Annotated in this window: 20 protein-coding genes; 10 read left to right on the top strand and 10 right to left on the bottom strand. The window is 67.3% G+C overall.

Annotated elements, in window-relative coordinates:
- Positions 1-5 precede the first annotated feature (5 nt).
- Positions 6-896, bottom strand: a complete 891-nt coding sequence (locus I5E68_RS01280) for an alpha/beta fold hydrolase (RefSeq protein ID WP_197160030.1) — start codon at positions 894-896, stop codon at positions 6-8.
- A 177-nt stretch (positions 897-1073) separates the two neighbouring features.
- Between I5E68_RS01280 and I5E68_RS01285 the strand changes: the two genes are divergently transcribed.
- The 3 genes from I5E68_RS01285 to I5E68_RS01295 all read left to right on the top strand — a co-directional run bounded on the left by I5E68_RS01285 (position 1074) and on the right by I5E68_RS01295 (position 4997).
- The gene (locus I5E68_RS01285; RefSeq protein WP_197164405.1) at positions 1074-2549 is read left to right on the top strand and encodes a protein adenylyltransferase SelO family protein; all 1476 of its coding nucleotides are present in this window, start codon (positions 1074-1076) and stop codon (positions 2547-2549) included.
- 228 nt (positions 2550-2777) lie between these two features.
- On the top strand, positions 2778-4247 hold the full coding sequence (locus I5E68_RS01290; protein ID WP_197160031.1) for a succinylglutamate-semialdehyde dehydrogenase: 1470 nt from the start codon (positions 2778-2780) through the stop codon (positions 4245-4247).
- A 141-nt stretch (positions 4248-4388) separates the two neighbouring features.
- Complete coding sequence (locus tag I5E68_RS01295; protein WP_197160032.1) at positions 4389-4997, top strand: HNH endonuclease; 609 nt, start codon at positions 4389-4391, stop codon at positions 4995-4997.
- A 154-nt stretch (positions 4998-5151) separates the two neighbouring features.
- On the opposite strand, the gene I5E68_RS01300 is transcribed toward I5E68_RS01295, so the two are convergent.
- Complete coding sequence (locus I5E68_RS01300) at positions 5152-6435, bottom strand: dicarboxylate/amino acid:cation symporter (RefSeq protein WP_228726750.1); 1284 nt, start codon at positions 6433-6435, stop codon at positions 5152-5154.
- Positions 6436-6522: 87 nt separating this feature from the next.
- Between I5E68_RS01300 and glmM the strand changes: the two genes are divergently transcribed.
- Genes glmM through thiD form a run of 3 tightly spaced genes read left to right on the top strand, consistent with a single transcriptional unit; the run spans position 6523 to position 8857 of the window.
- On the top strand, positions 6523-7863 hold the full coding sequence (glmM, locus tag I5E68_RS01305) for a phosphoglucosamine mutase (RefSeq protein ID WP_197160033.1): 1341 nt from the start codon (positions 6523-6525) through the stop codon (positions 7861-7863).
- Positions 7863-8093, top strand: coding sequence for a DUF1272 domain-containing protein (locus tag I5E68_RS01310; protein ID WP_197160034.1), 231 nt, complete (start codon positions 7863-7865; stop codon positions 8091-8093). The genes glmM and I5E68_RS01310 overlap by 1 nt, the downstream gene beginning before the upstream one ends.
- Positions 8090-8857 (top strand): bifunctional hydroxymethylpyrimidine kinase/phosphomethylpyrimidine kinase, encoded by a 768-nt coding sequence (gene thiD / locus I5E68_RS01315; RefSeq protein WP_197160035.1) that lies wholly within the window; start codon positions 8090-8092, stop codon positions 8855-8857. Before I5E68_RS01310 ends, thiD begins: the two co-directional genes overlap by 4 nt.
- Positions 8858-8915: 58 nt before the next feature.
- On the opposite strand, the gene I5E68_RS01320 is transcribed toward thiD, so the two are convergent.
- A complete protein-coding gene (locus tag I5E68_RS01320; RefSeq protein WP_197160036.1) occupies positions 8916-9788 on the bottom strand; it encodes an LOG family protein in 873 nt (290 codons plus the stop codon).
- An 81-nt stretch (positions 9789-9869) separates the two neighbouring features.
- On the opposite strand from I5E68_RS01320, the gene I5E68_RS01325 reads away from it, so the two are divergent.
- Entirely contained in the window at positions 9870-10961 is a 1092-nt protein-coding gene (locus tag I5E68_RS01325) for a S66 peptidase family protein (protein WP_228726752.1), read from the top strand.
- 19 nt (positions 10962-10980) lie between these two features.
- On the opposite strand, the gene I5E68_RS20060 is transcribed toward I5E68_RS01325, so the two are convergent.
- The gene (locus I5E68_RS20060) at positions 10981-11496 is read right to left on the bottom strand and encodes a hypothetical protein (RefSeq protein WP_228726754.1); all 516 of its coding nucleotides are present in this window, start codon (positions 11494-11496) and stop codon (positions 10981-10983) included.
- A 115-nt stretch (positions 11497-11611) separates the two neighbouring features.
- Positions 11612-13969, bottom strand: a complete 2358-nt coding sequence (locus I5E68_RS01335) for a thiamine pyrophosphate-binding protein (protein ID WP_197160037.1) — start codon at positions 13967-13969, stop codon at positions 11612-11614.
- A 105-nt stretch (positions 13970-14074) separates the two neighbouring features.
- Between I5E68_RS01335 and I5E68_RS01340 the strand changes: the two genes are divergently transcribed.
- Positions 14075-14545: an Lrp/AsnC family transcriptional regulator gene (locus I5E68_RS01340; protein ID WP_197160038.1), complete on the top strand. Its 471-nt coding sequence runs from the start codon at positions 14075-14077 to the stop codon at positions 14543-14545.
- Positions 14546-14583: 38 nt separating this feature from the next.
- Here I5E68_RS01340 and I5E68_RS01345 read toward each other — a convergent pair whose 3' ends face one another.
- Together I5E68_RS01345 and I5E68_RS01350 are read right to left on the bottom strand one after the other, a co-directional pair.
- Entirely contained in the window at positions 14584-14799 is a 216-nt protein-coding gene (locus tag I5E68_RS01345) for a hypothetical protein (protein WP_197160040.1), read from the bottom strand.
- 64 nt (positions 14800-14863) lie between these two features.
- Positions 14864-15070, bottom strand: coding sequence for a cold-shock protein (locus tag I5E68_RS01350; RefSeq protein ID WP_197160042.1), 207 nt, complete (start codon positions 15068-15070; stop codon positions 14864-14866).
- Positions 15071-15431: 361 nt separating this feature from the next.
- Between I5E68_RS01350 and I5E68_RS01355 the strand changes: the two genes are divergently transcribed.
- The gene (locus tag I5E68_RS01355; protein WP_228726755.1) at positions 15432-16178 is read left to right on the top strand and encodes a spermidine synthase; all 747 of its coding nucleotides are present in this window, start codon (positions 15432-15434) and stop codon (positions 16176-16178) included.
- Positions 16179-16219: 41 nt separating this feature from the next.
- On the opposite strand, the gene I5E68_RS01360 is transcribed toward I5E68_RS01355, so the two are convergent.
- Both I5E68_RS01360 and I5E68_RS01365 read right to left on the bottom strand, forming a co-directional pair.
- Entirely contained in the window at positions 16220-16645 is a 426-nt protein-coding gene (locus I5E68_RS01360) for an acyl-CoA thioesterase (protein WP_197164413.1), read from the bottom strand.
- Positions 16646-16827: 182 nt separating this feature from the next.
- Entirely contained in the window at positions 16828-20181 is a 3354-nt protein-coding gene (locus I5E68_RS01365; RefSeq protein ID WP_197160050.1) for a S41 family peptidase, read from the bottom strand.
- 219 nt (positions 20182-20400) lie between these two features.
- Between I5E68_RS01365 and I5E68_RS01370 the strand changes: the two genes are divergently transcribed.
- Positions 20401-22056 (top strand): FAD-dependent oxidoreductase, encoded by a 1656-nt coding sequence (locus tag I5E68_RS01370; RefSeq protein ID WP_197160052.1) that lies wholly within the window; start codon positions 20401-20403, stop codon positions 22054-22056.
- 25 nt (positions 22057-22081) lie between these two features.
- On the opposite strand, the gene I5E68_RS01375 is transcribed toward I5E68_RS01370, so the two are convergent.
- Positions 22082-22675 (bottom strand): TetR/AcrR family transcriptional regulator, encoded by a 594-nt coding sequence (locus I5E68_RS01375; RefSeq protein WP_197160054.1) that lies wholly within the window; start codon positions 22673-22675, stop codon positions 22082-22084.
- Between the last annotated feature and the right edge of the window lie 11 nt (positions 22676-22686).

Here is a 22686-nt window from a genome sequence, read left to right on the forward strand (position 1 = left end):
CGGCTTCAGGCGACCCGGGCCAGCAGGCCCTCGATCGCCTCGATTGCGGCGCTCTCATCGAGCGTCGGGGCGTGGCCGACCCCAGGCAGGGTCACCGCCTCGGCACCGGGCAGGCGCTCGAGCATCTGCGCTAGTGTCTTGAGCGAGAGCACGTCGGACAGGTCGCCGCGCAGCACCAGCACCGGGCGCCCGCCGAGCGCTTCCCACGCGGGCCACATGTCCTTCTGCTCGGCAAGGTCGAGATCGAGGAAGGGTTCGGCGATCTTCATGTCGTAGTCGAAGGCGATGCGCCCGTTGCTCGAGAGCGTCATCAGCCGCTTGGCCTTGCCGATCCAGAAATCGAGCGGCTGCTCGGGATGGGCCACGCCCTGCACGCTTTCCAGCCCGCGCGCGGCATGGACCCAGGTCGCATAAGTGCGGCCCTGCCCGGTATAGTCGCGGATGCGTTCCATCCCGGCCTGTTCGAGCCAGGGGCCGACGTCGTTGATCACCGCACCGACGAGCCGGTCCGGGGCCAGATCCTCGGCGGGGAGCGTGGCCAGTTCCATCACCAGCAGACCGCCCATCGAGGTGCCGATCGCGACGAAACGCGCGAGTCCGGCCTCCTCGATCAGCGCGAGCACGTCCTCGATGTACTGCGCGGGACGATAGCTCGCCGAATCGCGGGCATATTCGCTGTCGCCGCGCCCGCGCATATCGGGGCACAGCACGTGCCAGCCCGCGGCGGCGAGGCGCGGGGCGAGCAGTTCATAGTCGCGCGCATTGCGGGTCAGGCCATGCAGGCACAGCACGGCAGGGCGCGCCGGATCGGCATCGGGGCCCTGCGCCGGGTAGTCGCGGTAGTGCAGTTCCAGTCCGTCCCGGCTGTGCCAGAAGCGGTCCTCATAATCGGTCATGCGCGTTGCGTCCCGGCTTGCTCGTGCTCCTCGGGCCCTCTTAGCGCGGCTCTTGGCGGGTGCCTACCCGGGGCGAGGCCAAGTCCCGCGAAACGCGCGGGAATCGCCCGGCGTGCGCGAGACCCGGCCCGGCCCCGCAAGCTTGACGCGCGGGACCGCGTGCCCCACCTCGCAGGGATGCGTCCAGAACCCAAAGCCAGCCCCTACCGGCCCGATCCGCGCATTGCGCAGATCGCCGGGTGGATCGGCGATCCCGTCCCGCCCGCCCCGTTCCCGCGCCACGAACTGCGCTTTCGCAACGATCGTTGGGCAGCGGCGGTCGGTCTCGATGGCCTCGACGATGCGCAGTGGATCGCGCATTTCGGCCGCTTCGAACCGCTTGAAGGCAATCTCGAGCGTCCGCTCGCGCTGCGCTATCACGGCCATCAGTTTCGCAACTACAATCCCGATATCGGCGACGGGCGCGGCTTCCTCTTCGCGCAGATGCGCGATGGCGGTCCGCCGGAGGGAGGGCGGCTGCTCGACCTGGGCACCAAGGGATCGGGCCAGACGCCGTGGAGCCGCGACGGCGACGGGCGCCTGACGCTCAAGGGCGCGGTGCGCGAAATCCTCGCCACCGAGATGCTCGAGGCGCTCGGCGTCGACACCTCCAAGACCTTCTCGGTGATCGAGACCGGCGAGGAGCTGTGGCGCGGCGACGAGCCCTCGCCGACCCGTTCGGCGGTGCTGGTGCGCCTCAGCCACGGGCATATCCGCATCGGCAGCTTCCAGAGGCTCTATGCGCTCGGCGATCACGAGCACCTCGCCGCGCTGGTCGACTACGGCCTCGCGACTTATCCCGGCCCGCTGCCGCCCGCCGATGCGCCCGACCGCGAGAACCCGGCGGTGGTCCTGCTGCATCAGGTGGTCGAGCGGCTGGCCGACCTCGCCGCGGCATGGATGGTCGCGGGCTTCGTCCACGGCGTGCTTAACACCGACAACATGAACATCTCGGGCGAGAGCTTCGACTATGGTCCCTGGCGCTGGGCCCCTGCCTGGGACCCCAAGTTCACTGCCGCCTATTTCGACCGCACCGGGCTCTACGCCTTCGGACGCCAGCCCGAGGCGCTCTTGTGGAACTGTGGCCAGCTCGCGGTCGCGCTGCGCCCGCTTGCCGAGACCGAGCCGCTGGTCGCCGCGCTCGACCGTTTCGGTGCGCTCTACCAGGCGGCGATGACCCGCCGCTTCTGCTGGCGCCTCGGCATCGTTCCGGGCGTCGCCGGAAGCGAGGGAGCCGCTGCTAATGGAGCCGATATTGGCGGGGCCGAGGCCGACGTGGCGCTCATCCAGGCTGCCGAGCAGGTGATGAACGGCAAGGGCCTCTCGCCCGACCAGTTCTTCTTCGCGCACCGCGCCGGACGGCCGGGGCCCGACGAGGATTTCAACGCCATGCTGCGCTCGCGCGAGGCGGCGTGCAGCGCCGATGCGCCGTTCTGGCAGCAGGCCGGGCCGCCGCACGTGCTGATCGAGGAAGTCGAGCGTATCTGGGCCCGGATCGACGAGGCCGACGACTGGAGCGCGCTTGAGGAAAAGGTCGCAGACTTGCGCGAACTGGGCGCACATCTGGGCGAGGCACCGAGACCTGCCGGACAGCCGTGGCAGGGCGTCGATTGAACCCTTGGCAAGGCGGATGACCGCGGATAACGGGGCGTCTGCAAACGATTTACGCAGTTGCCCGCGGGCGGCTGTGCAAACCGTTGATTAACGATCGCACCTCCGGGATTTTCGCGAAAAAGCCGCGCGCGTTAGCAACCCGGTAGTAAAGGCTGTGCCATGACACGCCAATTGTCGCGGCTCCCGGGCAACCGGAACCACGGCGTTAGACGTATGAGGCACGAGTCGATGACGGCGCAAACGACGCTCGAGCGCGAGGCAGGGATCGAGCGGGGAACGGACAGGAACGTGAGCAAGGCCGAGATCATCTCGTTCGAACCGGCTACCGGTGCCGAAATGTGGCGCGGCAAGGTCTGCGACGTCGATGATGTCGTCGCGCGGGCTCGCCGTGCCTGGCCGGCCTGGGCCGCGCAGCCGCTGACCAACCGCATGGAACTCATGCGCCGCTTCGCCAACGAGGTGCGCAAGGAAGCCGACAATTTCGCCGCCACCATCGCGCGCGAGGTCGGCAAGCCCCTGTGGGAAGCCCATGCCGAAGTTGAGGCGGTAATCAACAAGGTCGAGGTCTCGATCCGCTCCTACGCCGAGCGCACCAGCCAGCGAAAGCTCGATTCGGCGCTGCAGGGCAAGATGGCGGTGCGCCACAAGCCGCACGGCGTGCTCGTCGTGCTCGGCCCGTTCAACTATCCCGCGCACTTGCCCAACGCGCACATCATCCCCGCGCTGATCGCGGGCAACGCGGTCGTCTTCAAGCCGAGCGAGAAGGCGCCTGCATCGGGCGAGATCCTCGCGAAGTGCTTCAACCGCGCCGGGATTTCGGCTGCGGTCATGCAGTTCGCGCCCGGCGGTCCCGCCGAGGGTCAGGCGCTCGTCGCGCACGAGGGCATCGACGGGGTGCTGTTCACCGGGTCGGCCAATACCGGCATCTCGATCAACCGCCGCCTCGCCACGCGGCCCGACAAGATCGTCACGCTCGAGATGGGCGGCAACAACGCGATGGTCATGTGGGACACGCCCAAGGTCAGCGACGCGGCCGCGCTCGTCGTGCAGTCGGCCTTCTCGACGGCGGGCCAGCGCTGCACCGCCGCGCGCCGCCTGATCGTCAAGGATTCGCTCTACGACACCATCGTGCCCGAGATTAAGGCGCTCGCCGACCGCCTGATCGTCGGTGCGCCCTTTGACGAGCCCGCTCCGTTCATGGGGCCGGTGATCGACAATGCGGCGGCAGACGGGCTTTCGGAGAGCTTCCTTTACCTGCTCAGCCACGGCGGCAAGCCGATCAAGCACTTGCTGCGTCCCGACGGCACGCTGCCCTTCCTCTCGCCCGCGATCATCGACACCACCGCGATGAAGGACCGCCCCGACGTCGAGCTGTTCGGCCCGATCCTCCAGGTGATCCGCGTATCCGACTTCGACGAGGCGATCGCCGAGGCCAACAACACCCGCTTCGGTCTCGCTGCCTCGCTGATCGGCGGCACGCCGCAGGAATACAACCGCTTCTGGGCGAACATGCGCGCAGGCATCGTCAACTGGAACCGCCCGACCACAGGGCCCAGCCATGCAGCGCCGATGGGCGGCGTCGGCCTTTCGGGCAATCACCGCCCGACCGGCTACTATGCCGCCGACTACTGCGCCTATCCGGTCGCCTCGGGCGAGATGGAGCAGCCGCGCGCAGTGATCGGGGTCGGGCTCAAGTAGTCCGACCGGCAACCCTGTGGATTGTCGCCTGTGGATTGTCGGGCGCGCGAATTCTTCGAGACTTGACGTCAAATCCTCCAAGTGCTGCAAAGACAACATGTGCTGCCATGAACATGTCATCACGGCCTGCGACAGGAGGCCATGCTCAGATCGGAGCTGATAGAGCGCGCGGCCCGGTTCCGCAGCGCGGAGGATGATCCCTCCCGAAGTCTTTCCGACTGTCCTGCCCTCGTTCTCAATGCGGATTACACGCCGCTATCCTATTATCCGCTAAGTCTCTGGCCTTGGCAGACCACGATCAAGGCGGTCTGCCTCGAACGTGTCGACATCGTCTCGTGCTACGACCGCGCGGTGCGCAGCCCCAGCTGGACGATGCAGATCCCCTCGGTCATCGCGCTGCGCGAATACGTGAAGCCCTCCGAGTTTCCCGCATTCACGCGCTTCAACCTGTTCCTGCGCGACAAGTTCACCTGTCAGTACTGCGGTTCGCCCAAGAACCTGACCTTCGACCATGTCGTGCCACGTCGTCTCGGCGGGCGCACGTCCTGGGAGAACATCCTCACCGCCTGCGCACCGTGCAACTTGCGTAAGGGCGGGCGTACGCCGAAGCAGGCGAACATGCCGCCGATCGTCCAGCCGATCCGCCCGACCAACTGGCAGCTGCAGGAACGCGGCAAGGCCTTCCCGCCCAACTACCTCCACGAGACCTGGCGCGACTGGCTCTACTGGGACATCGAGCTCGAGCCCTGAGAGTCCGGTTGTAAATTCGCCAGATGCGAATTTTGCGGCACCGGCTCATGCCCCCACCGGGCCTCCCATTGCCAGTATCTTGTGGGAGGCCGGATGGGGGCGTGGGCCGGTGCCGCCTTTCAGAAATGCCGATCGGGCATTGCTCAGATCGACACTAGTGCACCGTCTCGCGTTCGGGCTCGACCTCGGTCGCATCGCCGAAAGTGCCGGTGTCGACCGCGCCGGTCACCGCCACGTCCATCGTCACGTTGCCCACCGTACGCATGATGTCGGGCAGCATCTCGACCGCGACGAGGATGCCCAGCGGCCAGAGCGGCACGCCCATCGCCGCCGCGACCGGGGCGATGTTGAGGATGAAGGTGATCGTGCCGGGCACCGAGGCCGAGCCGAAGGTGGTGATGAAGGCGACGACCACGCCTGCCGCGAGCGCGCCTGCGGAAAGCTCCACGCCCGCGATGTGCGCGGCATAGATCGCGACCGCGACGTTCATCGCCGGGCTCGTCGCGCGAAACAGCGTGACCGCGATCGGCAGGACGAATTCGGCCGTTGCCGTGCGCACGCGCAGTTCGCGGCTGGCGGCGAGCATCGCGGGCAGGCTGGCGAGCGAGGACTGGGTGGAGATCGCGACGACCTGCGCCGGAAGCACGGCGCGCGCGAAGGCGCCGATTGGCTTGCGCGCGGCGATGGCGGCGAGGGGGTAGGCGAGGAGCAGGATCACCAGGCCGCAGCTCGCCACCAGCACGATGTACTGCGCAAGCGTGCCGATGGCATCGAGCCCGCTGCTCGCGGTGAGGCTGAGGCCAAGCGCGAAGACGCCGACGGGCGCGAGTTTCAGCACCCAGCCGATCACCACCATCATGGCCCCCGCGATGCCCTCGAAGACCAGGGCGAGCTGCTGGCGCGGCGCATCGGCGAGGCGGGTCGAGGCGACCGCGAAGACCGCGACGAAGATGATCACCGGCAGCATTGCCCCGTCCGCCGCTGCGCTGACCACGTTGGTCGGCAGGATCGCCTCGAAGAAGTCGCCGATACCGGGGACGGCCTGCGGGGTCGCCGAGGCGGGCGGCGGGGTCAGGCCGTTGGGCGGATTGAACAGCGCGATGAGCGTGGTCATCACGCCCGCGCCGATCAGCGAGGAGAGCGCGAGCGAGCCGACGATGAAGGCGATCGTGCGCCGCGCGATCTTTCCCGCGCTCGCGGCCGAGGCGGTCTCGACGATGCCGGTGAACAGCATGCCCGCGACCAGCGGCAGGATCGTCATCTGCAGGCCCTGCAGCCACAGCGCACCCACCGGTCCCGCCACCGCCACGACCGGCTCCAGCGCATCGGTGCCCGAGAGCGCGAGCCCCGCCAGCAGGCCCGCGACAAGGCCTCCCAGCGTCAAGAGTCCGGGGACCTTGATCTCGGGCATGCGGCCCGCCGCGCTCTGTGCTGTCATGCTCTACCTTCTTGCTGGGGAGAAACATGACTTTAGCAAGCTTGCGCGACATGGCAATTTGCCATCACTCGCTGCTATGAGGGTGCGATGAGCAAACAGTACTTTGGCACTGACGGCATTCGCGGGCGCACCAACCAGGGGGCGATGACCGCCGCGATGGCGATGAAGGTCGGGCAGGCCGCGGGCATGCGCTTCCTGCGCGGCACGCACCGCCACCGCGTCGTGATCGGCAAGGACACGCGCCTTTCGGGCTACATGCTCGAGAACGCGATGACCGCCGGTTTCACGAGCGTGGGCATGGACGTGGTGCTGCTCGGGCCGATGCCGACACCTGCGGTTGCGCTGCTGACCCGCGAGCTGCGCGCCGACGTCGGCGTGATGATCTCGGCCAGCCACAACCCTTACGAGGACAACGGTATCAAGCTGTTCGGTCCCGACGGCTTCAAGCTCTCGGACGAGGACGAGCTGGCTATCGAGCGCATGCTGGGCGAGGAAGTGACACTTGCCGCCAGCGATGAGATCGGCCGCGCGCGCCGCATCGACGATGCGCGCGGGCGCTACATCCACGCGGTCAAGACCACGCTGCCCGCGACCGTGCGGCTCGACGGGCTCAAGATCGCGGTCGATTGCGCCAATGGTGCGGCCTACCAGGTCGCCCCCTCGGCCTTCTGGGAACTGGGCGCGGAGATCGTCGCGCTCGGCGTTAGCCCCGACGGGCGCAACATCAACGCGCGCTGCGGCTCGACCCATCCCGAGGCCTTGCAGGAGAGCGTCGTCGCCTCGGGCGCGGACATCGGCATCGCGCTCGACGGCGATGCCGACCGCCTGATCGTGGTCGACGAGAAGGGCAAGGTCGTCGACGGCGACCAGATCATGGCGCTGATCGGCAGCCAGCTGGCCGCGCGGGGCGAACTGCGTGGCGGCGGCGTGGTGGCGACGGTCATGTCGAACCTCGGGCTCGAGCGGTATCTGGGCGGTATCGGCCTTTCGCTCGAGCGTACCAAGGTGGGCGATCGCCACGTGCTCGAGCGCATGCGCTCGGGCGGCTTCAACGTCGGAGGCGAACAGTCGGGTCACATGATCCTGCTCGACCACGCGACGACTGGCGACGGCACGATTGCCGCGCTCCAAGTGCTGGCAGCGCTGGTCAAGTCGGGCAAGCCGGCAAGCGAGCTGCTGCACCTGTTCGATCCCGTTCCCCAGCTCCTGCGCAATGTGCGCTTCGCGGGCGGCAAGCCGCTCGAGGCCGAGAGCGTCAAGGCGGTGATCGCCGAGGCGGAAGCCTCGCTAGCCGGGCAGGGGCGACTGGTGATCCGGCCCTCGGGCACCGAGCCGGTGATCCGGGTCATGGCCGAAGGCGACGATGCGGCGAAGGTCGAGGCGGCGGTCGCCGCGATCTGCACCGCGGTAGAGGAGGCGGCTGCGTAATGGCCCTTGAAATGCGACCCGACTGCGAGCGCTGCGGCCTCGATCTTCCTGCCGAGGCGCCCGGCGCCTTCATCTGCTCGTTCGAATGCACTTATTGCGCGCAGTGCGCCGAGGACCTCGACGACATGTGCCCCAATTGCGCAGGCGAGCTGACCGACCGTCCGACCCGCGCCAAGCGCCACCACGATTCGCACCCGCCCTCCAAGATCAGGCGCTTCAAGGCAAAATGAGCACTCCTGCACGCATTCTCTCCCCCGCACGCGTTCTCTCCATTGCAGGGTCCGACAGTTCGGGCGGGGCCGGGATTCAAGCCGACATCAAGACGATCACCATGCTCGGCGGCTTCGCGATGACCGCGGTCACTGCGATCACGGCGCAGAACACCTGCGGGGTGACCATGGTCGAGACGCTCTCGGCGGACATGGTCGCGGCGCAGATCGAGGCCTGTGTGAACGACATCGGCGTCGATGCGGTCAAGATCGGCATGCTCGGCTCGGCGGCGATTGCCGAGCGCGTGGCCGACCTGCTCGAGGGGACCGGCGTGCCGGTTGTGTTCGATCCGGTCATGGTCGCGACTTCGGGTTCGGTGCTTGCCGATGCCGAGACGATCGCCGCGTTCGAACGGCTGATGAAACTTGCCTGCCTGACGACGCCCAATGTCGGCGAACTCGCCGCGCTTGGCGGCGATGCGGCGATGAATGCGCGCGGCATCGCCTATATCGCCAAGGGCGGGGATGCGACGGGCGAGGTGGTCGAGGACCGGCTGGTCCTGCCCGGGCAGGAGGTGCAGGTCTGGACCGCGCCGCGCATCGAGACGCGCCATACCCATGGTACCGGCTGCACGATGTCGAGCGCCATCGCGGTCCTGCTGGGGCAGGGTGCCCCGCTGGTCGAGGCGATCGAGGATGCGCGCGAGTTCGTCCGTGCGGCCCTGCTCGCTGCGCCCGGGTTCGGCGCGGGACACGGGCCCATGGGCCACCACGCGGTCCGCTGATCGCGCGCGCCGCACGTCCTCCAAGGTGCGGAGGGAGGAAGTGCGGCAGTCGCGCGGGTCAGCCGCAGTCGAGTTCGTAGAACTTCTGGATCGCGCTCCAGGCTTCCTCGGCGGTCTCACACCATGTGAAGAGGTCGAGGTCCTTCCTGGCGATCACGCCTTCGTCGGCCAGAGCCTCGAAATTGATTACCCGCTCCCAGAACTCGCGCCCGAACAGCAGCACCGGGATCGGCTTCATCTTGCCGGTCTGGATCAGCGTGATCATCTCGAGCATCTCGTCGAGCGTGCCGAAGCCACCCGGGAACACCGCCACGGCTCGCGCGCGCAGCAGGAAGTGCATCTTCCTCAGCGCGAAGTAGTGGAACTGGAACGAGAGGCGCGGGGTGACGTAAGGATTGGGCGCCTGTTCGTGCGGCAGGACGATGTTGAGGCCAAGCGATTCCGCGCCGACGTCCGCCGCGCCGCGATTGGCCGCTTCCATGATCGAGGGGCCACCGCCCGAGCAGACCACGAACTGGCGCATGCCCTTCTCGACCAGCGCGCACTGGCTGGCGGTCTGCGCGAGCCTGCGCGCTTCTTCGTAGTACTTGGCCTTGGCGACGAGCCGCTCCGCGACCTTCTTCTCGTCCTCGGTCTTGGCGCGGGCGAGAACCTCGTCGCACTTCTCGGGCGAGGGGATGCGCGCCGAGCCATACATCACCAGCGTCGAGCCGATGTTGGCCTCCTCGAGCAGCATCTCGGGCTTGAGCAGTTCGAGCTGGAAGCGCACCGGGCGCAGTTCGTCGCGCAGCAGGAATTCGGTGTCCTGGAAGGCGAGGCGGTAGGAGGGGTTCTGCGTCTGCAGCGTGCCTTCCTGGCTGTCCGCGAAGTCGGCTTCCTGTTCCGCCTTGTAGAAGCGGCGGTCGGTCAGTTTCTTTTCGTCATCGGTCATAGGCTTATCCATGGCCGCCCGGGCGCGGCACGTCGAGAGAATTGACGAGACGCCGCGAGAGGCCGCGGTTAGGGTGTGGCCATGCTGTCACGTCGTCATGTCCTGGAAATGGTTGGTCTTGGCACTGCGGCCGCGCTGGCCGGGCCTGTCTGGTCGGCGTCCCCCGCCACCGTTACTGCTAACGCCACTGCAAACGAGCGACAGCGCGAAAGGCTGCAACGCGAGGCCGCGCGCGCGCCGCGCCTGCGAGAAGGCGACGTGCTCGGTCTCGTCGCGCCAGCGGGCTTCGTCGGCGACCGCTTCGGGGTGGAGGAGATCGCCGCGACCGTGCGCGCGATGGGCCTCGTGCCCCGCCTCGCGCCCAACCTCACCGCCCGTGCGGGCTATCTGGCCGGAAGCGATGCGGCGCGTGCGGACGATCTCATGGCGATGTTCGCCGACGACGAGGTGCGCGCGGTCATGGCGGTGCGCGGCGGTTGGGGCACGGCGCGGATCCTGCCGCTGCTCGATTTCGCGGCGATTGCGGCCAAGCCCAAGCTGTTCTGCGGCTTTTCCGACAATACCGCGCTCCACCTCGCGCTCGCTGCGCATCATTGCGCACCCAGCATACACGGCCCCAATGCCTCGGCCTCGTGGAATCCCTTCGCCTGGGATTCCTTTCGCGCGCTCGCCTTCGAGGGGGCGACGCCGCGCTATGCGGTCGAGCGGGTTGCGGGAACGAGCCTGCGCGCTCGCGGCACCGGCCCACGCACCTTGCACGGCGGCAAGGCGCAAGGGCGCCTGCTCGGCGGCAATCTGACCGTGCTCTCCGCGCTATGCGGCACGCCGTATCTACCCGATTTCACCGGCGCGATCCTGTTCCTCGAGGACACCAACGAGTCCGAATACCGTATCGACAGAATGCTCACCCAGCTTGCCCTCGCGGGCGTGCTCGACAAGGTGGCGGGTATCGTCTTCGGCCAGTGCACCGGATGCCACAACCCCGATGGCGGCTTTTCGAACTACACGCTCTACGAAGTGCTCGATGACCGCCTCGGTAAGCTCGGCGTGCCTGCGTTTCAGGGGCTGTCCTTCGGTCATATCGCGAACCAGCTGGCGATCCCGGTCGGCGTCGAGGCGCGGATCGATGCCGATGCCGGGACACTCGACGTGCTCGAAGCGGTCGTCGCCTGACCGGACCGTAGGCTTGAAATCAATCGTCGGTGAACGGACAGCGGTTGCCCATGCTCGGCCAAAGGTCGTCGCAAGGCGCGGCGCAGGGCTTCACCTCCTCGTGGAGGAGCGCGGCGGGGGTGAGGCAGGGGCGATGCGGCTGTCGTCCGTGGCGCGCGACGATGTCGGCATAGACGTGGCCATCGAGCGGTTCGGCGAATTCGAGGCCTGCACCGTGTCCGTTGGCCCAGGCGACGAAGGCCATCGCCGGTCTCCGCCCGGGGAGCGAGAGGCTGATGACTTCGTCGGACTCGAGCCGCCCCACGCCCTCGACCCGCGCCCCGTGGGGGGTGAGATCGCGCAGCATGACCGTCGTGCTGGCGATGTTGCGCCGCAGCCGGACGAGGAGTTCGACCTCCTCGCGCACTTCGCGCCGACCGAAATGCTCGCCCTTGATCGGGGAGCCCCCGGCGCATCCGGGCTCCTTTTTGCCCTCATCCTGCGAGACCGCCCGGGACTCGCTATCCCGCGCGCGATGCACTTGCTCCTGCTTCATCCACCACACCTTTCCCGACAGGCAGCGCCTGGCTCTCTCGCCGCGAATGATCGCGCGGGAAGGTTAGCGGACCGATGATGGCCGCATCTGGATACGTCCGGGTGAGTATTGGCCCTCAGTCGCCGAGAAACAGCTCCGCTGCCGCATCGATGATCGCCTCGGCATCGAGGCGGTAGCTGCGGTAGAGATCGGGCAGGTCGCCGGTCTGGCCGAAGCGGTCTGTGCCCAGTGGACTGACGCGCATGCCGCGCACTGCGCCCAGCCACGAAAGCGCGGCGGGCGACCCGTCGAGCACGGTGACGAGGCCAGCATCGGGTGCAAGCTGGCCGAGCAGCGTCTCGGCATGACAGGCGGGGGCCTTGCCGTCGGTCCAGCGTCCGGCATGGCGCTGCGACCATTCGCGGTGGAGCAGGTCGCTCGAAGTCACGTTGAGCAGGCCAAGACCCGGAATGTCCTCGCGCAGCGCTTCCCATGCCGCAAGCGCCTCGGTGACGACGGTGCCAGAGCACACGATCGCGGCCTCCGCGCCCGGTGCCGGTGCGCGCAGCCAGTAGGCGCCCTTGATCGCGTCGGCCTCCCAGGCATCGGTCTCGCGCGCGACCTGCGCGACCGGACGGGTGCTGAGGCGCAAGTAGACCGCGCTGCCATCGGGGCGCTGCATGTAGTCGAAGGCGTGGCGCATGAGCAGCGCGACCTCGTCGGCGAAGGCGGGCTCGTAGCTGGTCAGGCCGGGCTGGCCCATCCCGATCAGCGGGGTGTTGATCGACTGGTGCGCGCCGCCCTCGGCGGCAAGCGTCAGCCCCGAGGGCGTGCCCACGAGCAGGAAGCGCGCGTCCTGATAGCAGCCGTAATTGAGCGCATCGAGGCCGCGCGCGATAAACGGGTCGTAGACGGTGCCGACTGGCAGCAGGCGCGTGCCGAAATGGCCCGCGGAAAGTCCGAGCGATGCCAGCAGCAGGAAGAAGTTGCTCTCGGCGATGCCCAGCTCGATGTGCTGGCCCGCGCCATGCGCCGTCCACTTCTGCGCCGAAGGGATCTTCGCCTGCTGGAAAACGTCGGCCAGTTCCTGACGGCGGAACAGCCCGCGCTGGTTGACGAAGGCGCCCAGGTTCGTGGTCTGGGTCACGTCGGGCGCGGTGGTGACGATGCGGTCGGCAAGCTCGGTGTCGGACTTGGCGAGATCGTGCAGCACCTTGCCGAAGGCGGCCTGGGTCGAGATCTCGGCGCCTGCGGGAACCTCGAAGCGCTCGGGGACGGTGACGGCGGGCGCGCCGGTCTCGCGCAGCTTGCGTGCGATCGGGCTGTCCGCGACGAAGGCCTTGAGCCGCTCGGTCGCGTTGTCGCCGAGCCCTCCATAGGGCTCCCACTCATCCCCTTCGGCGATGCCCATGGTCTCGCGCAGCTGCGCGATCTGGGGGGCATTCATCATCCCTGAGTGATTGTCCTTGTGCCCGGCGAGCGGCAGGCCGTAGCCCTTGACGGTATAGGCGATGAACAGCGTGGGACGATCGTCCTGACAGGCGTCGAAGGCCTCGGTCAGCGTCTCGAGACAGTGGCCGCCAAGGTTGGTCATCAGCGCGGCGAGGCCCTCGTCGTCGAATGAGGCGACGATGCCAAGCGCCTCGGCCTTGTCCGCGAGATCGGCCTCGAGCCGCCTGCGCCAGGCCGCTCCGCCCTGGTAGGTGAGCACCGCGAAGTCGGCATTGGGGCAGGTCTCGATCCACTCGGCGATGGCCTCGCCGCCCGGGCGCGCGAAGGTCTCGCGCTGCAGGCGCCCGTGCTTGAGCGTGACCACGCGCCAGCCGCAGGTCTCGAAGATGTCGTCGAAACGGCGGAACATGCGGTCCGCGGTGGTCGCATCGAGCGACTGGCGGTTGTAGTCGACGATCCACCAGCAGTTCCTGAGGTCGTGCTTGTAGCCTTCGATGAGGCACTCGTAGATGTTGCCCTCGTCGAGCTCGGCATCGCCCATCAGCGCGATCATGCGCCCGGTCTCCCCCTCGCCGAGCCGGCCGTGCGCGACGAGATAGTCCTGCACCAGGCTGGAAAAGGCGGTGACCGCGACGCCCAGGCCCACCGACCCGGTCGAGAAGTCGACGGGGATCGTGTCCTTGGTGCGGCTGGGGTAGCTCTGCACGCCGCCGAGGCCGCGGAAGCGTTCGAGCTTGTCGCGGGTCTGCTCGTTCAGGAGATAGTGGATCGCGTGGAGCACCGGCCCCGCGTGCGGCTTGACTGCGACCTTGTCCTGCGGGCGCAGCGCGTGGAAGTAGAGCGCCGACATGATCGCGGTCATCGAGGCGCAGCTCGCCTGATGGCCGCCGACCTTGAGCCCGTCGCGCTTGGGGCGCAGCGTATTGGCGTTGTGGATCGTCCACGAGGACAGCCAGCGCAGCTGCGCTTCCAGCGTCTCGAGGGTTTCGACGAGCTCGCGGCGTTCGGGCGAGAGGGCGGTGGGTGCGATCTTCGAGGCCATGGCGGACCTTAGCGCGATGGCTTGCAGCGAGTCCTTGCGAACTTGGTTGCGCAGCGCGATAGCTTGGGCAGAATCTGCCAGTGAATTGTCATTTATGAGTGGGATATGCCGAAGATCGAGATGGACCCGCTAAATCGCCGTATCCTGCATGAACTGCAGGCCGATGGCCGCATCTCCAATCAGGACTTGTCCGAACGGGTCGGTCTCTCGCCCAGCCCCTGTCTCAGGCGGCTGCGCCAGCTCGAGGCCGACGGGGTGGTGAGCGGCTATGTCGCGCTGGTCGATCCCGATGCGGTGGGCTTGCACGTCTCGGCCTTTGTGCGGGTGCGGCTCGACCGCCAGGACGATCGCCACCTTGCCACCTTCGAACAGGCGATTGCGGCCTTTCCCGAGGTCATGGAATGTTATCTGATGACCGGCGAGGCCGATTACCAGCTGCGCGTGCTGGTCGGCTCGCTCGCCGAATTCGAGGATTTCCTGCGCTATCGCCTGACCCCGATCGCGGGGGTGGCGCAGGTCACGACCAGCTTCGCGCTGCGCCCGGTCGTCTACAAGACCGCGTTGCCGCTCGAATAGGCAGGCAAGGCTGAAAAAGGGATTGGACGCGGCGCGCGTCAGTCTAGGTCGGTAGCGACTTCTTCGGCGGCCTTGGCCTGCTTGGCGAGGCGCTCCACGCGCTTCTTCTCGACCTGCAGCATCTGGTTTGCCATGGCGCGCCATGCGGCTTCGGAGCGCAGTTCGCGCTCGCGCACGTTGCTCAACTTGGCGCTGGACGCGGCCTCGGCCGCCTCGCGGGCGCGTGATTCACAGAAGTCGAGGGTAAATGCCACTAGGCACAATTCCTTGAGTTGGAAAGATGATCGGGGCGCATGACGCGCCCCGATCGAACCGCGGTCAGGCCGACTGCAGGTTGACGGCCGAAGCCTTGCCGTTGCGGCCGACTTCGACTTCGTAGGAAAGGCGCTGGTCCTTTTCGAGCGTCGCCATGCCGGCGTTCTGTACGGCAGTGATGTGGACGAAGCTGTCCTGGCCGCCGTCTTCCGGCGAGATGAAGCCGTAGCCCTTGTCGGTATTGAAGAATTTAACGGTGCCGATCGGCATAGTAGTTTCCTTTCAGAAAACGAATGTAATGCTCGAAAAATTACGAGCACGGGTCGTGCGTCAAATCGTCAATTGAAAGGAAATCGTCGCAAGCGGGTGGGGCAGAATTTTTCATCCGCCTATACCAAGATTGTCGAGACCCGTCGCAAGTTCGACGTCAGCAATTTTTGGCCTAGCATAAAAAATAGAGAAGCGACAGCAGCAAATTATTTGATCACGGTTTATGTGCGCGACGGCGGCTTGCCCGGCTTGATCCTGTCGTCGAATTTCTCCATCAGGACCGCAATCGGGGCTCACGTTACGTAGGCATGCCCCGGCCGAGAGACACCAGGTGCTCCCGCTTACCCAAGGGTGCACGCATATGACTTCTTCCCCGGCCAGCACTGTCCTTGCTACGCCCGATGCCGGACCCGGCGGGTTTGCCCCGAAGCTTCAGGATGGCGAGGAACTGATCGGCACCGCGCGCGTGCCCGACGGGGTCGAATTGCAGCTGGTGCGCCATGGCGAGGGCTTCACCATCCTGCTCGAGAACACCGAGCTGATGAGCACCGAGGCCAATGCCTCCGAAGAAGCGCTGGCGACGATGACCTGCGCGCGGCTCGGCGACAATCCTGCGCCGCAGTTGCTGATCGGCGGTTACGGCATGGGCTATACCCTGCGCGCCGCGCTCGCGCAGCTCGACGAGAAGGCGACGATCTACGTCGCCGAACTGGTGCCCGAGATCATCGCCTGGGCGCGCGGCCCGATGCGCAAGGTGACGGCGGGCTGCCTCGACGATCCGCGGGTAACGGTGATCGATGCCGACGTGGCGACGCTGATCGGTGCGGCGAGGAGCGGCTACGACGCTATCCTGCTCGACGTCGACAACGGTCCCGAGGGCCTGACGACGCTGATCAACGATCGGCTGTACTGCAAGCTCGGTCTCGAAGCGGCGATGCGGGCGCTGCGTCCGGGCGGGATTCTCGCAGTCTGGTCGGCCTTTGCCGATGCGGCCTTCACCACGCGGCTGGAAGAGGTCGGTTTCGCGGTCGAGGTCGCCGACGTCGATGCACGGCCGGGCGATGCCAAGCCGCTTCACGTGATCTGGTTCGCGCGCAAGCCCGGCTGAAGCACCGGGGGCCGTCCCTTGCCGCGTCGGTGTGGCGGTGCTCAGGCGGGGAAGAAGCAGGCCTTGATCTCGGCGCTGACACGGGCGGGCCGCTTGGACAGCGCATCGATGCAGCACCAGCGCGACTTTACCTGTGCGATCACCTCGCGTCCGCGCCTGATCGTGGTCTCGTAGAAGGCGCTCTCGCGGCGCACGTTCTCGAGCACCACGCTGGCGACGAGCTTGTCCGTGAGGAAGGCCGGGCGGCGGTAAGTGATCTCGTGCTTGAGCGCGATCCATTGGAAGGCGGCAATCGCTTCGGCCGGGGCGACGCGGCGCCAGTGCGCGATCACCGCCGACTGCACCCAGGTCAGGTAGCTGGCATTGTTGACGTGGCCCATGAAGTCGATGTCCGCGGGTGCGATCTCGACCTCGAAATCGTGGAGTTGCGTGGAGGGTGTGCCTTCGTTTTCCGTCGTCGTCGCCATCATCGCCTGTTCCATCGCCATCGGGTTCATTTCGCCTCGTGCCGCACGCGCCGCGATACATGTCATCGCAGCACATTGCCGTCGTGCCGGGAATCGGGCTCCTCGCGCGGCTCGCGGGTTGCCGGGTGAGTGTAGCACAGCATCGGGCGCTTGGATGCCAGGCAATGATCACCCGCCCCGGATCAGTCTCGTGAGGGATAGACCGGATAGGCCGGGCGTGCCGGGACCGGCGCGGGCGGGTTTTCCGCGAGCTGTTGCAGCGCGATCGCCACGGCTGCCTCGAGCTGGGGATCGTGCCCCTGCGCGACCAGCTTGGGGTCCTGCTCCACCTCGACGTCGGGGGCTACGCCATGGTTCTCCACGTCCCAGCTGCCGTTGGGATTGTAGAGCCCGACGCTGGGCGCAGTGACGCGGCCGCCGTCCATCAGCACGGGAACGTCCCCGATGCCGACCAGGCCGCCCCAGGTGCGCTTGCCCACCAGCGTGCCAAGGCCCATGCGTTTGAACATCCAGGGCAGGGCATCGCCGCCCGAGCCCGATTGTTCGTTGGCGAGCATGACCTTGGGTCCGTAGATCGCTGCGTTGGGCGAGACCTCGACCGAACCATAGCGCGGGGCGAGGTAGGACAGCGGCTTTCGCGCCATGACCTCGACGATGTAGTCCGCCAGCTGGCCGCCGTTGTTGAAGCGCTCGTCGATGATCGCGCCGAGCTTGTCGCGCTGCGCGAAATAGGAGCGGTTGAAGTAGGTGAAGCCGCCCTCGGCGGTGTCGGGCACGTGGACGTAGGCGAGCTTGCCGCCGGAAAGTTCATCCACCTTGGCGCGGCTGTCCTCCATCCAGGCGAGCTGGCGCAGTGCGAATTCGTCGTCGACCGGGACCACGGTGACCGTGCGCGCGCCCTGACCCTGCGCATTGCCGATCCGCAGCCGGGTCGGCTTGCCGGCGGTGCCCTCGAGCCATTTCTGCACGCCGCTCGAGGTGTCGACGGCAACGCCGTTGATTGCGAGGAGGCAGTCGCCGGTGGCGATGGCGAGCCCGGGCTGGACCAGCGGCGAGCGGACTTCGGGCATGAGCGTGCTGCCACCGTAGATCCGGCTGAAGCAGAAGCGGCCCGATCGCTGGGTGTAGTCGGCACCGAGCAGGCCGCCCGGGACCTTGTCGGCATTGGGAATCGCACCGCCGAAACCGCGCAAGTGACCGACCGAAAAACCGGTCAGCATTTCCTGGAAGACGTAGTTGAGGTCGCTGCGCGAATGCAGGCCGTCGACCAGCGGCTGCAGCGCGGCCTGCGCTGCGCGGGTGTCGTAGCCATGGAAGTTCGCATCGTAGAAGTAGGCGCGTTCGAGCCGCCAGACCTCCCGGTACATCTGCTCCCATTCGGCCTTGGGATCGGTCATGACCTGTATCGCGGCGAGTGCGGGGCTCTCGACGTCGTCGCCGTCGGCCTTCTCGTCGGCGGGGACGAGCGTCCATTGCGGTGCGCCGCCGCCTTCGCCTGCCCCTTCGGGCAAAGAGGCGAGCAGGATCTTCTTGCCACCGGCGGCGAGTTCGTAGTCGAGCACCCCTTCGGCGAGGACCTCGGCCTTGCGCTCCTCGGGGTCCCAGCGCTTGAGCGTGCCGGTGGGGCCGCCGAACATGCTCAGCGCCTCGTTCTCGATCCAGTAGAGCGAGCCTTCGAGCCCGGCCTGCAAGCCGCGATAGCCGCGTGGTGGCAGCGGCAGCGTGACGGTGCGCGCAAGGATCGCGGCGCTCTTCAGTCCGGCAAGGTCGATTGCGGTCGTCGCGGGGGCGTCGTCCTTCTTGGCCTTCTTGTCCTTGCTGGCGTCGCCGCCTTCATCCTTCTCGTCTGTCTCGCCCGCTTCCTCGTCGGAGCGCGGGGCGACGGGCGAGGGCGTCTTGGCGAGGAGCGGCAGGGCGTAGATCGAACCCGTGACCGAATAGAGATCGCTGGTCATGTCGATGCCGGCCTGGACCGGACCGGCATTGTTGCTGGCGAGGTAGTAGAGCACCTTGCCTTCGGCATCGAAGGCCGGGTTCATCGCATCGACCATCGGGTCGGTCAGCACCGTCTCGCTTCCGGTCGCGAGCGAGCGCAGCACCAGCACGTGCTGGTGGTTGGGCTCGGAGCGGGGAAAAACGAGCCAGCGCGAATCGGGCGAGAAGGCCGCGGTGTAGCTCGAGGCCGAAAAGCCGCCGTAGGTATTGGTGTCCAGGATGACGCTTGCCTTGCCCGTCGCTAGGTCGGCGAGCCAGAGGCGGTCCCGGTTGTCGTGGAATACCAGCTTCTTCGCATCGGGCGACCATGCGGGCTCGAAGTAGTAGGTCGCACCGGCATCAAGCGCGATGCTGCGGGTCTTTCCGGGCGTGGCATCCTCGTCCTCGCCCACGTCCTGCACCATCAGCGCATACTGGCCGCCAGCATCGGAGAAGTAGGCGATCGCCTTGCCGTCCGGGCTCCAGGCCGGGGCGCGCTCCATCGAGCCGGGGCTATGCGTGAGGTTGCGCGGCGCGCCGTACTTGGCAGGCACGGTGACGATCTCGCCATGGGCCTCGACGACGACGCGCTTGCCGCTCGGTGAGGGGCGCACGCTCTCGACCTCGTCGCCGACGCCGAGCAGGCGCGGGCGCACGTCGGGCATGTCGCCGCTCACCGTGATCGGCACGCGCACCGGCTCGCCGCCGGGCACCAGCGTGTAGATCTGCCCGAGCCGGTCGAAGATCAGCGACTGCCCGTCGGTCGCGAGCGAGCGGATCGCAGGGCCATCGTTGCGCCATACCAGGCTCACCGCGCCGCTCGCCGGGTCCCAGGCATGGATCGAGATCGGGCCGTCGCGCCCGGACAGGAAGTAGACCTTGCCGCCAAGGTAGACCGGCGCGAAGTCGGCCTCGACGCCGTGAGGCACCTCGCGGCTCTCGAGCGTGTCGAGGTCGGTCAGCCACAGCCTGCCTGCCGTGCCGCCACGATAGTTGCCCCAGGATACGAAGGAGCGGAAGCCGTAGCCGAAGGCCGGGGCGATCCGGTTGTAGACGATGGCGCGACCACCCGGCGCATAGGCGCCTTCGTAGGCGCTGGGCAGCGGCAGGTCGCTGGCGACGCCGCCGCTCGCGGCCACGGTGTAGAGCCGCGCCGTACGCACCTTGCGGTCGCGGCTCGAGCGGAACAGCACCGAGGCGCCGTCCTCGCTCCAGCCGACCGGGACGTCGGAGGAGGGGTGCCAAGTCAGGCGCACCGGAACGCCGCCCGCGATCGGTACAGTGAAGACGTCGACGTTGCCGTCGTATTCGCCGGCGAAGGCGACGCGCGTGCCGTCGGGAGAAAGTACCGGGTTGGATTCGATCCCGACTCCGCTGGTCAGCCGGATCGCGCTGCCGCCGGTCTGCGGCACGGTCCACAAGTCACCGGCATGGACGAAGACGATGCGCCCGCCCTGCATCGTCGGCATCTGCAGGATCTGTGCTTCCTGCGCTGCGACCGGCGGCGCTGCCAGCGCGCTCGTGCCCAGCAAGGTCGCAAGCGTGAGTAGTGCGAATCGCATCGTCAGCCCCCTCGTTCTGTGCGGGGATGATTGCGGCTGGCTGCCTTGCTGCCAAGTACCTCGAAATTGCTACGCATTTTGCCGGAGGCGATGCCGGGTCCTGTGCTTTGTCACAGGTGTCGATGCGGCCATCGCGTAATTACAACCGTTGTTGCAAAAAGCGGGGCGAAAGCGATCGTCCCCTGTGCGCCCGAGCGCACGGACAATGGGAGAGTGATGATGAGCGAGAGCGAAACCTGGGACCTCGAGGCCGACGTCGTCGTGCTCGGCTCGGGCGGCGCGGCCATGACCGCGGCGATCACCGCCAAGGATTTCGGTGCCGAGAACGTGGTGATCCTCGAGAAGACCGGCATGGTCGGCGGCACCACCGCGATGTCGGGCGGCATGCTGTGGATTCCGGGCAACCACCACCAGCTCGAGGCCGGTATCGAGGACGACGACGAGGACATCGTCGCTTATCTCGACGCGCTCGCGCCCGGCCAGCTCGATCCCGACACGCTCATGGCCTTCATGGAGCGCGGGCCCGAGATGCTGCGCTACTTTGCCGAGAAGACCCCGGTACGTTTCCACACCTTCACCGACTTTCCCGACTATCAGCCCTACATGCCCGGCGCGAAGCCCGATGGCGGACGTTCGCTCGACAATGCGGCCTTCGCCTTCGACCGGCTGGGCAAGTGGGCGGGCCGGGTCAATCCCAGCAAGATGGCCTATCCCTTGCGTGGCAGCCTGCAGGAGGCGATCACCGGCGGGCTCGACGAGGCGACGCTCGCCGAGCGCGAGGCGCACGACTATCGCGGGCTGGGCCAGGCGCTTGCCGGTTCGCTGTTCCTCGCGGTGATCGAGCGCGGCATCCCGGTCGAGTTCGAGAAGCGCGCGCGCCATCTCGTCAAGGACGGCGAGCGGGTGATCGGCGTGGTCGCCGAGGATGCCGGCGGCAAGGAATACAAGGTGCGCGCGCGGCGCGGGGTGGTCATCGCGACGGGGGGCTTCGAATGGAACGAGGAGCTCGTCCAGACTTTCCTGCGCGGTCCGCTCACCGGGCCCGTCAGTGTCCCCGAGAACGAGGGCGACGGACTGCTCATGGCGATCGAGGCGGGCGCGAAGCTGGGCAACATGAGCCATGCCTACTGGATGCAGAGCGTGCTCGAGTTCGAACCGCAACACCGCGCTGCCAAGGCCAACTACCTGCTCGCCTCGGACGAGCGCGCCAAGCCCGGAGCGATCCTCGTCAACAAGACGGGCAAGCGCTTCGTCAACGAGGCGGCCAACTACAATGCGCTGGGCAAGGCGCTGCATGCCTTCGATGCGGGCACGCATAGCTATGCGAACCTACCCTACTGGCTGATCATCGACCAGCGCTACCGCGACAAGTACCATACATTCAACACGCCGGCCGGCGGCCCGGTGCCCTCGTTCATGATGCAGGCCGACACGCTCGAGGAACTGGCGGACAAGGCCGGGATCGACCCCAAGGGGCTGACCGCGACCGTCGCGCGTTTCAACGAGATGGTGCGAAACGGCCATGACGATGACTTCAATCGCGGCGACAACACTTACGACAACTTCTATATGTGGGGCGACATGGACTACGATCCGCCGCACCGCACGCTCGGCGCGATCGAGACCGGCCCGTTCTTTGCGGTGAAGATGGAAGCCGGGGCCCTTGGCACCGCGGGCGGTCCGCGCACCAATGCGGATGCGCAGGTGGTCGACTGGAACGGCAATCCCATCCCCGGCCTTTATGCCGCAGGCAATGCCATGGCTGCGGTACTGGGCGAGTCCTACGGCGGTGCGGGCGGAACGCTCGGGCCGGGCATGACCTTCGGCTACATCGCCGGGCGTCATCTCGCCGAGCAATTGCCCAACCGGCCCTGAGAGATTGACTGCGGCCCCGTGCGCTTCAGTCCGGGGTCGCTGCCAGCGCTGGAACGGTGCTTTCGAGCAGCAGGCGGAGGATCTCGCGCTGGCGCTGCGCGGGCCAGTTCTCGGGATCGTAGACCGCCTGGGTCGCGATCCCGGCGGCGCTGCTGAGCAGCGCCTGCGCCACAAGTCGGCTCTGCGCGCCTTCGCGCATGGCGCCCGAGCCGATGATGGCGCGGTGGAACAGCTCGACCGACTCGCGGCTGCGCTGGCGCTGCTCGGCGAGGAAGTTCGCATCGCTCGTCGCCAGCCCCCAGAACGCCAGCCAGATGCGCCAGCTCTCGTTCCGTTCGACATCGAGCGGAAGCACGGCGGCGAGGCTGTCGAGCAGGTCGCCGCCCTCGCGGGTGATCGCTTCGACCCGCGCCACCGTCTGCTTCATGCGCAGGCGATAGACACACATCAGCAGTTCGTGCTTGCTCTTGAAGTAGTGCGACACGATCGAGGTCGAATAGCCGGCAAGCTCGGCCACGTCGCGGATGCGCGTGCCCTCGATGCCGCGCTGGGCGATCATCCGGGCGGCGATCTCGGCGACCTCTTCGCGGCGGGCGTCGTGGTCGACGATCTTGGGCATCTGGCGCGCGT

Origin of the sequence: Novosphingobium aureum, assembly GCF_015865035.1 — a bacterium.
GTDB lineage: Bacteria > Pseudomonadota > Alphaproteobacteria > Sphingomonadales > Sphingomonadaceae > Novosphingobium > Novosphingobium aureum.